Genomic DNA, 17,425 nt, shown 5'->3' with positions numbered 1-17,425 from the left:
TGCGCTCCTAATACTGCACGTTAAATTCAGGTGAAATAGCAATCATATATAATAAATACGAAACCCGTTCACGGTATTGCTCTTCATTAAAATAGGCATCTAAATCAAATAACGCTTGGCGCGTGTCACTGCTCATTGCGCCTGCAAAATATAACGTGTTGTACTGAGCTAATAGCGCGCTAACACCGTTTTTCTCTAAAACATTCATGTCGTCTTGAACATAAATATAAATACTATTTGAATTTAAATCGCTGCGCGCTTCTGCGGTACTCCATACTAAACTTGCATAAAGCGCGTTCATGGTACCAATCAGTGTTGCGTCGTTTGCTATTTGTAATTCTGGCGCAACAATACCTTCATTTCGCAAAGCTGCGGTTTGATAATCAGGCCTAAAAAAGTTAAATACCGAAGCCGACTGCATGGGTCCTTGTCCGTAGCTATTTATTAAATTCCATGTTTTATAATAACCCGCTGGCGATTTAGCATCGAGATTTCGCCAAAACTGTACAGTTTTTAAAATAGGCTCTTTAATTTTACCTTGGTAATTAAGCACTGAGCCAAAATGCCGCGCTTCATCATCTAAATAAATAGCCTTTACTACAGCCGCTAAATCGCCGCGTACACCGGCGCCATTATCAATAAATATATTAGCTACTCGCTCAACGTATTGGGGTGTTGGGTTTGAGGTAATTAATCGCTGAATAAGCTGCTTGCTAATAAACGGCGCAACATTTTGATGGTTAAATAAGTTATCGAGGGCTATTTGCAATGACTCTTCTGCTACATAACCTTGTGGTATAACCTCACCGTTTAGTAAGGTTTTTTGTTTACTAGAATGGTACTCGTCAAATGCTTCCATTGGCTTAATATAATCACGACTTTTACGCTTAAATGTTTCACTATCGGCAAACGTCCAACCAGTAAATACGCGTGCAAAACTCTCTATTTCTACCTGTCCGTAAGTGGCAATGGTATTACCTTGTGCATCAAGCTTGGCGCTGCCATCTAGGTTTAGCTCTTCAAGGCCAATAGTAAATAACTGCATTACTTCACGTGCGTAATTTTCGTCTGGGCGAATATTAAGTGTATCGTCTGCTTTTTCGTTACCCAAATGGCTTAAATAAGTTCCCATAATAGGCGAAAGCGTGACATCTTCGAGTAAGTCACGATAATTACCAAAGGCATGCTTTAGTAATAAATCGTAATAAGTGATCATGCCCTCAGGTTGCCCTCTTAAGGCACTGTTCTCATCCGACACCACTAATATTTCACTTAACGCAAATGCAACACGTTGACGGAGTTGATCGTCACTTTGCATTACTGCTTTCCACCATGCATCTATGCGGCTTATGTATTTAAAGTCGTCATCGTCATTTAGCTTTACTAAATAATCACGGTGATAATTAATAGGTAGCGCTATTTGTTTATCAAGCCATTGCTGCTCGCTTAAACCTTGTGCGTTTTGTATTTCACTAAGCTTAGGCCCCATTGTTGCTTGGTGTAGTAACCGTGCGGCGCTAATCTCATCCATATTATTGCGCGCTATAAAGCTCAGCGTTTTTACACTGCTTGCTCCTTCATTGTCGGTTGCTGTGACCGAAAAAGCGTAATTAACAGGCTTATAACTTTGCGCATTTAGCAGTGTTACTGAGGTGGTTACTGCCTCTAAAGGCCCGCTAATTAGTTCAGGCCCTTGCGTTTGTTGCCATACAACCGATGTAATAGTGCCGTCTTTATCACTAGCTGTTGCTGTTAGCTCAATTGTTTGGCCCTTACTTAATTCACTAGGAATATCAGCGACTGACAAAATGGGGATTTTATTTCCGTTAACGGTTGGCGTATCATCTGAGCCTGAACCACCGCAAGCGCTTAGTATAAAAACAGTGCTTGCGATCAGAGCAAATTTATAATGCATGTAAAGTCGTCATCATTTGTTAATTAAAGTACGTTAGTGTGTACCGAGTTTGATGCATTTATTGAAACACAAAATTTACAATTTAACTCTTTATTTTTTGTAACCGAATCATGAACGCCCCATTAATAATGCACTAGCTGCAGGGGTAAACAGCCAGAGCTTTATTATTTATGAAAACAGAAATTCGCTATTGTTTTGAATCTTCACAAGTTGCTAACCGGTTTTTACACGAGCTGAAAGACTGGCCGGTTAACGATGTAAAAACACGACTTTTTAATGGCGGCGATAGTGTAAAAGTGACATACGAATACGACGAAAGTGGTTTTGATTACACTTGCGCCGAACTTGACGACCTAGCACAGAGCCATGGCGGGAAAGAGGTTTAAGCGTTTTATAATAAAAAACAGCTGATGCATCTTTAATAATTCACTTGAATTATATAGATTTGATTGATGTTTTATCTCTACCTGAGTTTTTCGCTTCGTAAAGCATTATGTCAGCTTCTTTAATTAGTGATTGCATAGACACATTTTTACTACTTAAGGTTTCTTTTGTAGCAAATACACACCCAGCACTAATTGTTAAATATTCACGTACAGGCGACGCTTCATGAGGTAGATTTAATTCCCTAACCGCCAAAAGCAATTGCTGAGATATATCTACAAACTCTTCATAAGAAAGCTGTTTAAAGAATAATATGAACTCTTCGCCGCCATAGCGCGCCACTGTACCTGTGTTTTGCTTAGCTACTTGCTTTAGCTTTTGGGCAAGAGCTTGTAAAACGTTGTCTCCGCCTTGGTGACCATAAAAATCGTTATAATTTTTGAAATGGTCTACATCAAGTAATATTATTCCAAAGGCATTTTTTTGCTGTTGAGCCTGTTCCCATTGCGCCGCAATAATTTCGTCAAAGGCACGCCTGTTGTAAATTTGGGTTAACCCATCAATTTTACTTATTTTTTCAAGCTTAAAATTTTGATCTTTAACTTGTTTAATTAATGCATTAAACCCGCTAATTAAAACGCGCATTTCTAAAAATTTATTACTGAATCTCAGAGGCTGTAAATCGTTTTTAACCAGCATTGAATTGATAGCGGACGCACCGTTAATAAGTGGTTCAATAAAGTAACGATTTACAATATAGAAACTCAAAAGTGACATTACAAAAAACATTAACAAAATAAGTTTTAAATAGTGATCAAATAAAACTGGCAGTGTTTGATGGTGGTGCTTAATGTTCAAAGCAATAAGTGGATTACCGTTTATATCTAGAATCACCCTTTTCCTTTGAGTGGCAATGTCCTCTCCTTGGAGGCTCCCTTTAAGCGTCGCAATATCGTTTAAAGAACTAGCCTGTTCTATTTGTGAGTAGCTAAGCTCCACTTGTGCAATCTCAGCTAAGGACTTGATCAACGACGGTCTTACTTTTTTTATAAAAACAATACTACCAACAGGCTCACCTGTTTTATCTGTTCGCTTTATTACATGCGATGCAAACATGACAGGGCCGTCCGCTGTTTGCAAAAAACCAGAATGGCTTAAACTGTTGTCGTCTTCAGAGGCTTTTGAATTAGGAATAATTGCGCGGTTTAATTTATTAACCTGTAAATCTAAATCAGGTGCATCAAACTCAGTATGTTTAATATAATTATACGCTTGCCTGTAAACCATATTAAAGTTTATATCGTAGATAAACACACCATCAATTTTGAGAGAGTAGAAGGTGTCACCTACAAAGTTTGAATCTACATATTCTACGTCAAAATCAGCCATGTAATTATAGGTATCATCCCATACGGCGTAGTCATAATTGAGTGTTTCTAAAAATATAAACTCTCTATCAAGCGCAATTTTAAGACTTAATAATTCACGATTTTGATAATCTTCAATACTAGTGTTTATGGTCGGCAGGCTAAAGAAATAGCGGTACCCTACTAATAAACTTGTTACAAAGCACATTAAAATCAAAGTACCTATTATTACAAAAAATCTTAATGTCATAGTCTCTATCTAATCGTGTAAAATTAAGTCAAAGTAGCTTACATTTTTATATTTTAGACTCCCTGTACCTAAATAATAAATAATTAGCTTCTTACTAAAGCGTAGTATAAATTCATGAGCAGGAATAAACAAAGTTTACTATTAAATTTTATAGCGTTAAAACTTTAGCCCTTTCAATAATATATTTAATATAGACATAAAATTATACCAATTCGCTTAATTAAGTGGTCTATTTTGAGGGCGGAAAAACGTGTTGATAGCTAGGCAAAAAATTCACTATTTAGTTGTTCTAAATGAAAATTTTTTAACGCAGGTAGCGACACGTTTAGCCCCGCAAAATGATTAAGTATTATTGCGGATTGGTATTACACATTTAAAGTAGTACAAAAAGCTGAAATTATTCCACTACAGAAAATTCAACTTTTGATGGAGACGAACTCGCAAGCTCCAGTACTTCGTAATAATTTAAACCATCTATTTTTTTGCCAATAATAAAGTAATTCATTTCCCCCATCATGGTCGGGTCGCCCATAATATCGTCTAAGCTTTGCACGTCAGAAAATTGAATTGCGATTAAAGCGCCTAAAAAACGCATGGAATCTTGAGGCTTTAATGCTTTTAAAACTTTATTAACTCCCACTTGAGTTGTCTCTGGTGTGGAGCCATCAAATCTAAAATCATTTTTTGTACTAACGCATGCACTAAGCATTAATATTGATAATGCGATAAGTAAATGTTTCATATATATCCTTATTTGTTATTCGTGATACTTGCGGATCATCGCCACTTTGCCGTTTTCAATTTCAATCACTTCCATCATTGTGGAGGTATACTCAATTGGCTGTTTATTTTGCGGATGAATACCTTTTACATAGTTTTTATAACGAATAGCAAAGCCTGTATCGTTAAACACAAATGTATTAAGCAGTGTGCTTTCAAACAACGTGTGCGCACCTAAGTAAAAACTCATACCTTTGCGCATCTGCTTTTTACCATCTGGAGTACGTGAGTCATCCGGTTGATACGGAATATGCTGATTGCCAATATCATCGGTTAACAATGCAAGGTAAGCCTCAAGCTCTTTAGCACCTGCGTTAGGTGCTTGTGTGGCGGTCATTGTTTTATAGTACTGCTGCGCAAACGCATTTAAGTCGAGTGGCTTTTCAGCATAAGCCGAAAAAGCAGTTACTAGAGCCAAACCTAACGTTAAAAGTAGCTTCATCACTTATTCCCTGTAGTTAAAAATATTGATTCATTTATAGGAACACTATATTAATATGCTCAAAAATAAAACAAATAACGTTAAGTAATTAATACCAATTGCATTAAATTAGTGTTCATTATAGCGCTAAGAAAATAGCGTAATAACAAGGCAAAAATTACGACATATAGTTGTTCTATATGAATAATTTTTAACGCAGTGAGTGCGCTATTTAATACGACAAAATGATCATGTTTTTAATAAAATTGGTATAACTCCTACATTTTGCTCTTTACTCTGTTGGTTGCAACGCTGTTGGCAGGGTCGTCTGGCCAAAAATGCTTAGGGTAACGACCTTTCATTTCCTTTTGCACATCGCGGTAACTGCTAGCCCAAAAGTGCGCTAAATCTTGAGTAAGTTGCAATGAGCGTTTACCTGGCGATAGCAGCTCCATAAGCAGTGGCAGTTTACCGTTGGCAAGCATAGGCGTACTGGTCAAGCCATAAACTTCTTGCATACGCACGCTTAGCTTTGCGGGGCCATCAAGCTGGTATTCTATTTTTATATTTGAGCCACTTGGCACCGTTAAGCGCAGTGGTAACAGTGCTTTTAAAGCGGTTTGTTGTTGCCAATCAAAACAGTTTTGTAGTGCTTCAAAGTAGTTAAACTTTTTAAGCTGCGTGAGCGTTTTAATATCTTCTAAAAACACGCCTAGCCACTGCGCTGCATTTTGAATAAGTTGTTGCTCATTTGTTTTTGGAAATTTATCGGGTAATAACTTACTTGCTAAGCTCATGCGTATCAGCAATTGCTGCGCATCAGGTTGCTCGTTAAATAATGCAAAACCGTGTTTAGCAAATAAGTTTAGCCACGCTTTAGCGCGCTCGCTCTTATCTAGTTTTTGTTTACTAGGCTGGCTGCTGAGCGTTATAGCCCCGAGCTTTACTTCATCTTGATGAATAAAACGTGCTGATTTTTCGTCAAACTCACAGCGAGTAAGTTCACTAAATAAATGCGGTAAAAATTCTTGTAACTCAAATGGGTTAAGCGCGGTGGCTGCAAATATACGCCCTCCTTTGTGCCCGCCCATGGTTGCTATAGCTAAGTAATCGTCGTTGTGCCAGTAATCGGCATTTAACTCAGCACCTGCACCATTGGCAAGTAGGTAACCATTACCGCGTTTTTTAGCAATACGATCTGGGTATGCCAATGCCACTAGCAAACTAATATAATGCGTATTTAATTCGCTGTTTTCGTCTTTTACTTTTAAGCGGCTTTGCCAATATTTTAACTGCTGTTTAAATACCGGATGCGGACGTTGCTGTTGGCTATGCAACGCTAAACTCAACTCGTTTGCACTGTTTACTCGGCTCTCAAGTAATGCCACTAAATAAATAGCGAGCCTAAAAATACCAGGGAGTTGGTCATCAAGTATTTGTGCTTTTAGTAGCATATGCGCCAAACGAATATCAGCACCAAAACCTAACATTTTACTGCCAAGCGGTGTGAGCTTACCCTTGCTATCAATAGCTTCTAGCATGTTGAGCAGGTTACTTGCTTGCTCGCATTGTTGCTCAGTAGGCTTATCAAGTAGGGTTAGCTCATCAATACTGGCTCCCCACTGCTTTGCCTCAAGCATAAGTTGGCTTATGTCTGATGTGAGTATTTCGGGATTGTCGTGGCTATTACGTCGCTCAAAGGTTTGCTTTGAGCCAATTCGATAAACAACGCCCGGCTCTATTCGCCCTGCACGTCCTGCTCGCTGCACAGCAGAGGAGCGCGATATACTTTGTGTTGTGAGCTCTGTGACCCCTGTTTTTAAATTAAAGGTCGCTGCACGGCGCTTGCCGCTGTCAATTACAATGCGTATGCCTTCAATAGTTAAACTGGTTTCGGCTACATTGGTGGTAAGCACTACTTTGCGCATACCGTTTGGTGCAGGAGCAATAGCAGCTTGCTGATTAGCTTTATCTTGCTCGCCAAATAGCGTTGCGACTATGCAGTTACTGGGTAAATCGTTCAGTGCTTGTTGCACGCGTAGTATTTCAAATTGCCCAGGTAAAAACACCAATGCGCTACCTGTTTGCTCATTAAGTGCTTTTTTTATTATGCTAGGAATTGCATCAAGCCAGCGGCTTTCATCTTTTATGGGTATGTATACTTCGTCTATTGGGTAGCTGCGACCGCTTGATTGAATTACAGGGCAGTCAAAAAACGCTGTATAACGCTCAGTATCAAGAGTTGCCGACATAAGCATAATGGTTAAACCTTCACGCAGCGCACTTTGGGTCTCGAGCGCAAAGGCAAGTGAGGTATCGGCTGCAATTGAACGCTCATGAAATTCATCAAATATCAGTAAATCAATATCGCTTAATTCGGGGTCGTTTTGCAGCATGCGCGTTAGCATGCCTTCGGTAACTATTTCGAGGCGCGTATTAGCGCTTACTTTACTCTCGCCCCTAATCCGCAAGCCCACACTTTGCCCAACACTTTCGTTTTGGCACTTTGCTAGGTAGCTGGCAATATTACGAGCAGCTAAACGGCGAGGCTCTAGCATTACAATACGTTTAAAATGCCCATCGCGCATTAGTTGCAGCGGCAACCACGTAGATTTACCCGCACCAGGCGGCGCTTGTAATAACGTAATAGGATTACTTTGTAATGTAGTAACGAGTTGTTGATATATGTCTTGAACCGGCAGCACAGCTATTTACCCTAAATTGCTTTGCAGGCATTGTAACAAAAAACCGCAGCGACACCGCGGTAGATGTTTATTAATAATTGCTATTAACTACCCGACACCATTCTAATTCGATCTGCAGGCACTCGTAATTGCTGCATTAAGTAAATTTTAAATGGTGCTTCGTAAGGTTGCCCATCAACCGCTTTTTGCATGCATAAAAGCCATGCATCACTTTGCTCAATTCCTACATGTAAATGTTTGTGCGCTTGAGGTATGTTAATACTACCAAAATGTTCAGCGTATAATTTAGGACCACCTAACCAGCCCGACAAAAAGTAAGCAAGTTTTTTACGCGATGCCAATAAGTCTTTTGAATGCATACTCCTTATATGTTCAGCCTCTTTTAAAGCGTCCATATTGTCGTAAAACGCATTCACCAATTGTGTAATACCTGCTAACTCACCTGCCATTTTGTATGAGCAGTCATCCACTCCGTATTCACACGTTTTTGTATTCATAACTCACTCAGGTTAACTACTTTGTTTAATACCTGCATATTAGCTTAAAACAAAAATTTAAGAATGAGTTACATCAAAGCGGCCTAATTTATGTCAGCAATAATTACAGGCTGCTATGTATATTTTTTAATAAATAGCGCAATATTAAAAACAAAATCGCTCAACATAAAAATATAACCAACTGATAATGAAAACAATAAAACCATTATTATTCATTGGTACAAGGCTTGCTACTTTATAACTGACAGTTAATTCACTAACCTAAAGTAAGGATAAACTTATGAACAGCGATCGTATCGAAGGTAATTGGAAAGAACTTAAAGGTAAGGCTCAACAAAAATGGGGCGATCTTACCAACGACGATTTAGATAAAATTGAAGGTAGCCGTACAGAGCTAGTTGGTAAAATCCAGCAGCAATACGGTAAATCTAAAGAAGAAGCAGAGCGTGAAGTTGATGAGTTTGAAAAAGGTCGTTAAACCGCGTTAACCGCTTTTAAAAAAACCGCCATTTGGCGGTTTTTTTGTTTAAGCTGTAGGTTATTTAGCTACGCTTTTAATTGGTTACCAATCGGTAACTGCCTAATACGCTTTCCGCACGCTGCAAAAATAGCATTACATAATGCTGGCGCATAAACCGGTGTAGATGGCTCGCCTACCCCTGCTGGTGGTGCATCGCTTTGTACAATTTCAACTTCAATCTCAAGAGGTGCGTCGCTCATACGCGGTACGCGATAATCATGAAAATTACTTTGCTGTACGCGCCCTTTATCAAAGGTAATACCATCGCTGATTGCAGTTGTAATCCCATAAATAGAGCCACCTTGGGTTTGGTTTTTAACAGTGTCGGTGTTTACAACAGTACCCGCATCAATGGCAACCCACGACTTAATTACTTTTAAATCGCCAGCATCCGACACTTCTACTTCAACTACCGTAGCTACGTAAGTTAAAAAGCTTCTGTGTGCTGCTATTCCTAAACCTCGACCTTTAGGAAGCTCTCGACCCCATTTACTCATGTCAGTTACTTTTTCAATAACATGGCGCAGTCTGCCAATATCTAAAGGATAAACCGCTTTATCGCCACCGTAATTATCGTATGTGGCATTTTGCTCAGTTACATCAACAATGCGACTCGGACCTATCGTGTCTAGTAAATAGTCTTTTTGGTCGCGACCGGCTTTGTGTGCTGCTTCGCCAATAAATGACTGAATAGCAAAAGCATGAAAAATATTTGATACAGAACGCATCCAACCAATTCGTGCTTTGGCAGGCGCATCACCGTTTTCTAACTTCATGTTAGGTGTGTTAATAGGGTTATCGGTAAATCCTAAGCGCAGTTCAAAGCTTCCTGGCGTAGTCGCCCCTTCTGAAAAGGTAGAGGTAATTGGTGAAAACGCGGTGCGGTGTAAATACGATTCTATTGCGCCATTTTTATCTAGCGATGCTTCAATGTGCTGAGCCGAAACTGCATGGTAAAAACCATGTTGTATGTCGTCTTCACGCGTCCATTGAACACGAATAGGCTTGCCTACTTTCATTGAAAGGTAAGCTGCTTCTGCTGAAAAATCAGGTTTTGATTTACGCCCAAAACCGCCTCCTAACATGGTAACGTTAACGTTAATTTTGCTCTCATCCATGCCAAGCATTGCCGCCACTGTTTTCATATCGGCTTGTGGATTTTGCGTAGCAGCCCATATATCAACACTGTCTTTGTTGTACATAGCTGTTGCACAAGGCGGCTCCATTGGTGCTTGAGCAAGATGCGGTGCGTAATAATCAGCTACCAATTTATTGCTCGATTTAGCCAACACGCCCATGGCATCGCCTTTATCACGTATGTTTGCCTGTGGAGTTTGTACTGTTTTTAATAATGACTTTTTAAATTCTTCTGAATTGTAATCGCCATTTTTGCCATCATCCCACACGACTTTTAATGCTTTACGCCCTTGCCATGCAGCCCATGTATTTTTAGCTATAATCGCAATGCCGCCTTTTGGCTGAAACTGCGGCGCGCCTTTTGGTGCAGGAATTTCAATAACATCTATAACGCCGTTTATCGCTTTTGTAGCACTGGCATCAAATGACTTAACAACACCGCCTACTACCGGCGGGCGTTCAATTATAGCCACCAGCGCTTGTGGTTCGCGTACATCGGCTGCAAATATAGCTTTGCCTGTTACTAAATCGGCTAAATCTATGTGCGCCATGCCGGTATTAATGTAGCGCCATTCTTTGCGTGTTTTAAGTGTTAGTTTGTCAGCTTCTGGTGGCGTTATTGTAAATGCTAAGTCGATTAAATCTTTATAAGTAAGCGATTTACCTGAGCTGTGTGTAACAACGTGTTGATTAGCAGTACAGGTTTGTGGATCGACTTTCCAAAACTTAGCGGCAGCATGCTGCATCATGTAACGTACACTTGCGCCCATTTCACGCAGGCGCTGCATGTTGTAGCGAATACTGCGCGAGCCATCGGTATTTTGATCGCCGTATTTAGGGTCGCCCTTACCCTGAATAACAATAACCTTATCCCACGCGGCTTCCATTTCATCGGCAACTATTTGTGCAATCGCGGTGCGAATTTGCTGACCCATTTCAGAGCGATGACAGGTTATTTCAACCATGCCGTCTGGGCGCAGTGCAATAAATAAGTTTGCGCGTTTTGCCAGCTCAGATGGCTGCTCTAACACACCCGCAAATGCTCTTGGCGCACTGCCTACAAAATAAGTACCGAGTACTAACGCACCTATTGCACTGGTTTTTAAAAACTTACGGCGGTTTAAATCAAAGTATTTGTTATCTTGGTTCATACTTCTTCCCCTTGTTCATTTGGGTCAAAATACTGAACACTCGCCATTGTTTTAGCGGCCGACTTAATCGCTTTATGAATACGCGGGTAGGTACCACAACGGCAAATATTACCCGACATATTACTTACTATTTCATCGTCGGTTGGGGTTGGGTTTGCAGCTAATAAGCTTGCAGCTTGCATCATTTGGCCGCACTGGCAAAAACCACACTGCGGTACTTTATGCTCAACCCATGCTTGTTGCACTGGATGGTCGCCCTGCTCGCTTAACCCTTCAATTGTAGTAATTGAAAGACCCGCTACTGCCGCTACAGGCAATACACACGAGCGCTGAGCTACCCCATCAATATGCACGGTACACGCACCGCACTGAGCCATACCACAGCCAAATTTAGGCCCAGTTAAATTCAATTCGTCTCGGAGATACCATAATACTGGCGTTGACGGATCGCCAGAAAACTCATGTTTATTACCATTAATGGTAAGCGTGATCATACTAAACTCCTTGGCAAAGCGCTTTACAGGAGGGTTCCTTGTTGCGCGAGAACTATTTTTAATTACTTACTATTTTATACTTACTACTTTTAGCCTACCACTTAGATCTGTTTTATAAAAATACTAATTATTAGAACGTTTAAACCACATTGAAATTATTAACGTCTGATTATTAGTATTAGACTAGGGACTGCAGACCTTTTTAGATTGAAGTTCACTCAATCTAGGGGAGATTTAATCGCGGCGGGAGGTTTGTAAACAACAAAGCGTAAATTGCCCCTATGCAGAACCCTTGGGGCAGAGCATGTTAAACCTCGAAAGATAAACAGGCCCTAAATAAAAGTTTAAAAAGACTATTAATAAAAAAAACCGCCATTTGGCGGTTTTAGATAGTGTAAATAAGCTTCTAACTATTAATTAAAACGGCGTCTACCAAATAAAACCACTGATAGCAGCGTAAGTAAGTAATAAATACTGCCACCAGAGCTAGAGCCTGAATCAGATGAAGGAGTCGCTACCGCAGCAGCTTGCTTACCTTCAACGTTTATAGTCACGGTTTGAACTGCTGAACTATCAAATTTATCTTTAGCTACATAACTAAACGTTACTACATGATCAGATTCGCTCGTAGGAGTTAGTTTAAACAATCCAGTATCAGGCTCAAATGTTAAAGTTCCTGAATTTGGCTCAGTTACCACTTCAAATTCAAGTGTATCGTTGTCGCTATCTAATGCTGAAAAGCGACCATTCACTTCACTCTTATAAGAGGTGTTATATGTTACATTTTGAGCTTGTGGGGCTGTATTTGTTAGTTCAATAACAACATTATGAAGCTCAGATTCAACTAAAGAATCTTTCACTGTAAAGCTAACTGATACTGGCTCAACCGAGTCACCACTTGGTGAGAAGGTCACGCTACCTAAAGCAGAATCCATTAACTGAATTTGCCCATGAGCAGGCGAATTTTTAATTTGAAATACTAATTGCTCAGCGTCTTCATCCACACCTTCTAGATTAAAGTTAAGCGGTGTATTCCAATGAGTTTGCAGTGTCATATTATTTGCTGTAGGTGCTGTATTTGTGAGCTCTAACGTTAAGCTTGATAACGCTGAACGTGAACGATCTTTTACTGTGTAGTAACTAAGCTCGTCAATGCCTACAGTCCCCGAAGGTATATAAGTTAGTAGACCCGCCTGTCTGTCGGTAAACTCGACCCTACCCAGAGTTGGTCTCTTATTTAAAACTACATAATCAATATCATCTGATACAGGTAAATCTATTTGTATGCTTTTTAAAACATGATCAGAGTAGCTTACAGCTTCAGGCTTAGCTAAAGGCTCAGTAACTTGATTAGAAAACACCTCCAATGACCGACCCGCCAACAAGGTATAATCAACATTATTATACGTAGACGTTGCTAACCAACTGTCATTATTATTACGCTCAACAGTGTATGAAACCACATTGCTATCTAGGTTATATTCACCAAACTGATCTGAACACGAATACTGCACAAACCCAGCTCTTACAGACACAATGTTATTTAAAGAGTTTTGGCACACTTCACTAATTAATGTTGTCTGCCCATTTAAAGCCACTTTATAAAGTGAGCCATTATAGGTAGATGCAACTAAAGTTTCTTCTCCATTAATTACAGTATTAACCAAGCCGTTAAAACTTTGTTCTAAAGCAACTTTAGAGATAGTGTTTTCAGAGTAGTCATAACTAATGAGGTAGTCACTAACAAGACTAACCACATCTATATTTTCGTTATTAAGAAAGCTTCCAGTTACTATTGAACTCATACCGCCCCAATAAAATCCTAAGCGAGGCGATGTTTTTAATAACTCTCCAGTTTGCCCATTTAATACTTTAAAAAAGGTACCTTCACTTCCTGTATGCTCAGCACCATTACCTACTATTATTTCTAGCTTGCCATCATTATTAATATCTAACGTTGTTAAGGTACTAATGTAGTCTCCGCCGCCAAGATATGTTTGAAATAGCTCTTCACCCGTTTCAGGTGAAAACACCTGTACATTCGCATCGTATATAGCAGAGCTGCCAGCAATAATATAATTCTTACCATCATCAAACAGCTGAGCAGTAGTGACTAAATTATTATTATCCCAATCGTTATTAACGCTTATGTTTGTAAGGATTTTTTCATTAGTTTGTGTATCTACTATATGCAAAGCGTTACTGTCACGCTCGGAATAAAGTATATCTAAGCTTCCGTTGTTATTAATATCAGCAAGTGCTAACGCTTTATTTGAGTAGTACTTAATGCCTTTAGCCCACTGTTGAGTTTTGTCATCCGTGTTGTGAATATAAAAACCATCTTCACCTGACGAAGAATAACCTGAGCCCCAAGCAATATTTTGCTTACCATCACCGTTAAGGTCATCTACAACAATACCCGATACACCATGCTCTGGATTATTAATACTCCAAAACTCAACGCCTGTTGTGAGTGAAAGCGCGTATAAACTTCCCCACTGACCATCGCCGTAAACTAAATCGTCGGTACCATCATTATCGATGTCTGCAACTATTACTTTATCAATATCTAAGTCGCTTTGGGCTGTCCATAAAATGCTTTCAGTGCTTGGGCTTAGCATTTCTATGCTGTACCAACTTTGCCCATTAATCACTTCATCTAAGCCGTCGTTATTAATATCAACAGCAATTAAATGCTCGCCATTAATACTTACACTAAGTTGTTTGTGCAGTACAAATTCTGAATTTTCGAATCTATATACCGCACCATCACTAAATAAAACTTCTTTTGCATTAGCCTCAGTAAATGAGCCTGTCACAAAGTTTTGTGGTACGTTTTCAAGTACCGCAATTTCAGATAAATCGAGCGAGTTAAGAACAAAAAGCTTACTGCTTTGATAAACAAAAAGCTCATCTTGCCCATCGTTATTTATATCAAACTTATCTGCTGCTCTTGGGTAATAAAACTCTTTACTTAGTTCTATCTCTTGAGTGACTAAATTAACTTTATGTACTGCGTTATTTTCTAAAACATATAAGTAGTATGTATCTGCCACTGTATCTTTAATTAGCGTGGTATCTTCAATATAGTCATCAAAGTCGTAGCGAGCAGTTACTTCATACGCACCTTTCACATATTCTATAATATTAAAATTGCTCTCTTGGGCGGATATAATGTGCTTACTACCCACACCCGACAAAGGTGCCACGTACAAGCCTTTTCGGCCTGTTGAGTTGCCTAACGAAAATTCACGAAATACGCTGCTAAGCTCTATGCTTTCCTCGTCTGAGGCAGCTTGAGTAAGGCTATTATTTTTTATAATTGGCGCGAGTAGAGGTTTTTTAGATAAACTTTCAAAATGAGCTTTATCAAAATTTATTTTTTGATCGTTAATTAAAACAGCATCACCGTAAGTATTTTCTTGAGTGTTTTTTATAGGCTGAGCGTGAGTATTGGCATTCACTGAATACGCGCTCATCATGAGCAACGTAAGGCAAGATAGTTTAATCAATTCCATAATCCTTTGTATTTCTTTATTTAATCACGTCACTACAACTGCAACGTTCCATTAACACGGCATTATATAGAGTACCAACCGGAAATAAAGAGGCGATTAACAAAGTTTTACAAAGGGATAGAAGAATAAAGTAATAACATTTAACTTGCAGCTAAAGCTACTTTTATAGAGATTTTAGCCGCATGCTTACTAATAAAAAGCGATTAATGAGTGCTCATAACATCTTCAGACAACAATCGCTCATCGTCTTTATAAACTTCAAGCCAACCTGGTGGTGATGTATCGCAGCCAATAATGGTTACTTGTAGCACATAACTATAACGACCATTTTTAAACGTATAGTGATGATTCCCGCCGCTACCCTCAAATGTAATATCGCCATTTAGCAAAACCATATCAGGCTTGTCACTTGGCTTTTTATTAATACCCCACACTGCATACCGAAAATTATGCTCGCCTAAATCATCAACGCGAACATGATAGTTAGCCGTTTTCCAATCGAGTACTGGTTTTTCAAAAGTATTAATACTTGCGTGCAAGGATTGTTTACCTTGTTCGATTAAGCTTTTAGCAAGTGCCTGCTCTTTAGTATTTTGGGTATTTACAGCAATAATTTTACCGTCAGTATCTACCCACATGACGCCGTTATTTAGCATAATGCCGCGCCAACCACCGCTTTCCCAATCGGTATTAATATTAGAACTGCCAATAACGGCAACAAGTTCATCGTCAAACACTTCATCAAAGCGGTTAATAAACTCAGCTTCATTTTTAATGTCAGGTATCGGGTATCGTCGTTTTAGCGGGTAATAAACAAGCGAGGCAATAGCTGCTTTATCGTCACTTTCAAAGGCTGCAATAACAGGTAAAACGAACTCGTGATATTTTTGCTCAAGCGCAAATGTGTTCGATGTAAAAAGTAGAGATAAACATAATGCTATGTGATTAATAAATTTCATTTATAGCCCTTTAATTAAAGTCATTGGAAATGAAAAACCTGAGTGGATATGTATGTACCAGATTTCAAAGATACTAAAATTAGTGACCAATTTGTGCTGTGTATTCATATTTTTAGCAATAAATTCATCACTATGTCTGGAATAAAGATTTGAGCCCTTTTGTTATTAAATACGAAATGGAACAAAAGCGAGTAAATCTTTCAAAACCCTCCCTAAGTAAAGTCGGTCTAAAACCTTATTAAGAGCCTGTTATAACTTCGTATTCTGCTCTACTAACATTTGGTACTGCAAAATTAGGAACTATATCTCTAGTATCTGGTATAGCTCTAGTTTCTATCGGAAAGTGCCAAATGTTAAACATATTATTTGGTCTAGTATCGTAGGCTAATTGATCCCAACCTAAAATTGAAGCCATTCGAAAAGTGGCTAGTTTTTTTGCCATTTGCATATCAGATTTGGGGTTGAAATATAAAAGATAACCAGTATTAACTGCCCCAGTTAATATATCAACAGCCTGTAAACCCCAATGAAGCTTAGAGTCTTGCATTGATACAAGCTCAATTTTTGAAGATGTTGGTAATTTAGCAAGCATATGATTAGTAATAATTTGAATTACTTCATCTTGTTTGGGGTATTTTGTACTTTTCTGGTCTATATATACTTTAAAGTTAGCGTTTAAACCTTTACTACTTTGATTTAGAAGTTGATTATACGTTGTGTAAAAAGCCGCTTCTTCATCTCTATGCCATTTTTGATAAGGGGCTTTTGATACCGCAATAGCATGGAAAGTACACGGGCTACTTAGTACAAACTTTAAGATATTTAAGCATAAATTAATTTGTCCTGAGCTTTTTCTTATTTTTTCCCATTTTATTTCACCTTGAATCCCACTCGATTTATAAATTTGTTCAATTTTAAAATTGAATTCATCTAAATATTCACTTGGAACATTTAAAATACCGATAGTATAACAAGGTGACCCTTTTGAAATTCCACTTTCATCAGCAAATGATACTACATCGTTCACTTCACTCTCCTTATGCATAAGCATTAAATAGCCTATTAGGTTCAATTTTTGGGGGTCATAACATCCCAAAACTACTTATATTCGCTTGATTAATAATTTCACTAAATAAACTCTTTGTAAACATATGATTATCTAGACAAAAAAAGGACTTTATTATTTTTCACAAAAAACGTTTATTAATGCCATGCGACAAAACCATAATACACCTCTATCTAACTAAACTAATTTAAAAACAAAAAAACGAGCCTAATTAGGCTCGTTTTTGTTCTTTGTGTTTACTGATAGCTGACAGCTAAAAAC

13 protein-coding genes are annotated in these 17,425 nt (G+C 38.7%); 2 read left to right on the top strand and 11 right to left on the bottom strand.

Annotated features, from left to right (window positions below; genetic code table 11):
- Positions 1-7: 7 nt before the first annotated feature.
- The gene (locus P20429_RS15355) at positions 8-1,915 is read right to left on the bottom strand and encodes a DUF1800 family protein (protein WP_007581234.1); all 1,908 of its coding nucleotides are present in this window, start codon (positions 1,913-1,915) and stop codon (positions 8-10) included.
- A 170-nt stretch (positions 1,916-2,085) separates the two neighbouring features.
- Here P20429_RS15355 and P20429_RS15360 point away from each other — a divergent pair, with 170 nt between their 5' ends.
- Positions 2,086-2,301, top strand: a complete 216-nt coding sequence (locus P20429_RS15360; RefSeq protein ID WP_002958138.1) for a hypothetical protein — start codon at positions 2,086-2,088, stop codon at positions 2,299-2,301.
- A 49-nt stretch (positions 2,302-2,350) separates the two neighbouring features.
- Here the strand turns inward: P20429_RS15360 and P20429_RS15365 are convergent, their stop codons facing one another.
- The 5 genes from P20429_RS15365 to P20429_RS15385 form a co-directional block, all read right to left on the bottom strand.
- Entirely contained in the window at positions 2,351-3,916 is a 1,566-nt protein-coding gene (locus P20429_RS15365; RefSeq protein ID WP_237715145.1) for a diguanylate cyclase domain-containing protein, read from the bottom strand.
- 397 nt (positions 3,917-4,313) lie between these two features.
- Positions 4,314-4,658 carry a DUF6694 family lipoprotein gene (locus P20429_RS15370; RefSeq protein WP_007581228.1) on the bottom strand — a complete coding sequence of 115 codons (345 nt, stop codon included), beginning with the start codon at positions 4,656-4,658 and terminating at the stop codon, positions 4,314-4,316.
- A 15-nt stretch (positions 4,659-4,673) separates the two neighbouring features.
- Positions 4,674-5,138 (bottom strand): nuclear transport factor 2 family protein, encoded by a 465-nt coding sequence (locus P20429_RS15375; protein ID WP_007581226.1) that lies wholly within the window; start codon positions 5,136-5,138, stop codon positions 4,674-4,676.
- Between the two features lie 257 nt (positions 5,139-5,395).
- On the bottom strand, positions 5,396-7,822 hold the full coding sequence (hrpB, locus tag P20429_RS15380) for an ATP-dependent helicase HrpB (protein WP_007581224.1): 2,427 nt from the start codon (positions 7,820-7,822) through the stop codon (positions 5,396-5,398).
- An 83-nt stretch (positions 7,823-7,905) separates the two neighbouring features.
- The gene (locus P20429_RS15385; protein ID WP_007581222.1) at positions 7,906-8,319 is read right to left on the bottom strand and encodes a group II truncated hemoglobin; all 414 of its coding nucleotides are present in this window, start codon (positions 8,317-8,319) and stop codon (positions 7,906-7,908) included.
- Between the two features lie 280 nt (positions 8,320-8,599).
- Between P20429_RS15385 and P20429_RS15390 the strand changes: the two genes are divergently transcribed.
- A complete protein-coding gene (locus P20429_RS15390) occupies positions 8,600-8,797 on the top strand; it encodes a CsbD family protein (protein ID WP_007581220.1) in 198 nt (65 codons plus the stop codon).
- Positions 8,798-8,865: 68 nt separating this feature from the next.
- Here P20429_RS15390 and P20429_RS15395 read toward each other — a convergent pair whose 3' ends face one another.
- The 5 genes from P20429_RS15395 to P20429_RS15415 form a co-directional block, all read right to left on the bottom strand.
- Positions 8,866-11,127 (bottom strand): xanthine dehydrogenase family protein molybdopterin-binding subunit, encoded by a 2,262-nt coding sequence (locus tag P20429_RS15395; RefSeq protein WP_007581218.1) that lies wholly within the window; start codon positions 11,125-11,127, stop codon positions 8,866-8,868.
- Positions 11,124-11,621, bottom strand: coding sequence for a (2Fe-2S)-binding protein (locus tag P20429_RS15400; RefSeq protein WP_002958127.1), 498 nt, complete (start codon positions 11,619-11,621; stop codon positions 11,124-11,126). Before P20429_RS15400 ends, P20429_RS15395 begins: the two co-directional genes overlap by 4 nt.
- A gap of 413 nt (positions 11,622-12,034) precedes the next feature.
- Positions 12,035-15,133: an Ig-like domain-containing protein gene (locus tag P20429_RS15405; protein WP_139047171.1), complete on the bottom strand. Its 3,099-nt coding sequence runs from the start codon at positions 15,131-15,133 to the stop codon at positions 12,035-12,037.
- 209 nt (positions 15,134-15,342) lie between these two features.
- Positions 15,343-16,098 carry a hypothetical protein gene (locus P20429_RS15410; protein WP_007581213.1) on the bottom strand — a complete coding sequence of 252 codons (756 nt, stop codon included), beginning with the start codon at positions 16,096-16,098 and terminating at the stop codon, positions 15,343-15,345.
- A 238-nt stretch (positions 16,099-16,336) separates the two neighbouring features.
- Positions 16,337-17,125 carry a DUF3800 domain-containing protein gene (locus tag P20429_RS15415; RefSeq protein WP_007581211.1) on the bottom strand — a complete coding sequence of 263 codons (789 nt, stop codon included), beginning with the start codon at positions 17,123-17,125 and terminating at the stop codon, positions 16,337-16,339.
- Positions 17,126-17,425 lie beyond the last annotated feature (300 nt).

This window comes from Pseudoalteromonas sp. BSi20429 (genome assembly GCF_000238895.1).
In the GTDB taxonomy this organism is placed as follows: domain Bacteria; phylum Pseudomonadota; class Gammaproteobacteria; order Enterobacterales; family Alteromonadaceae; genus Pseudoalteromonas; species Pseudoalteromonas arctica.
Note: the sequence above shows the minus strand (reverse complement) of the source record. Positions and strands in the feature narration are given on the sequence as shown.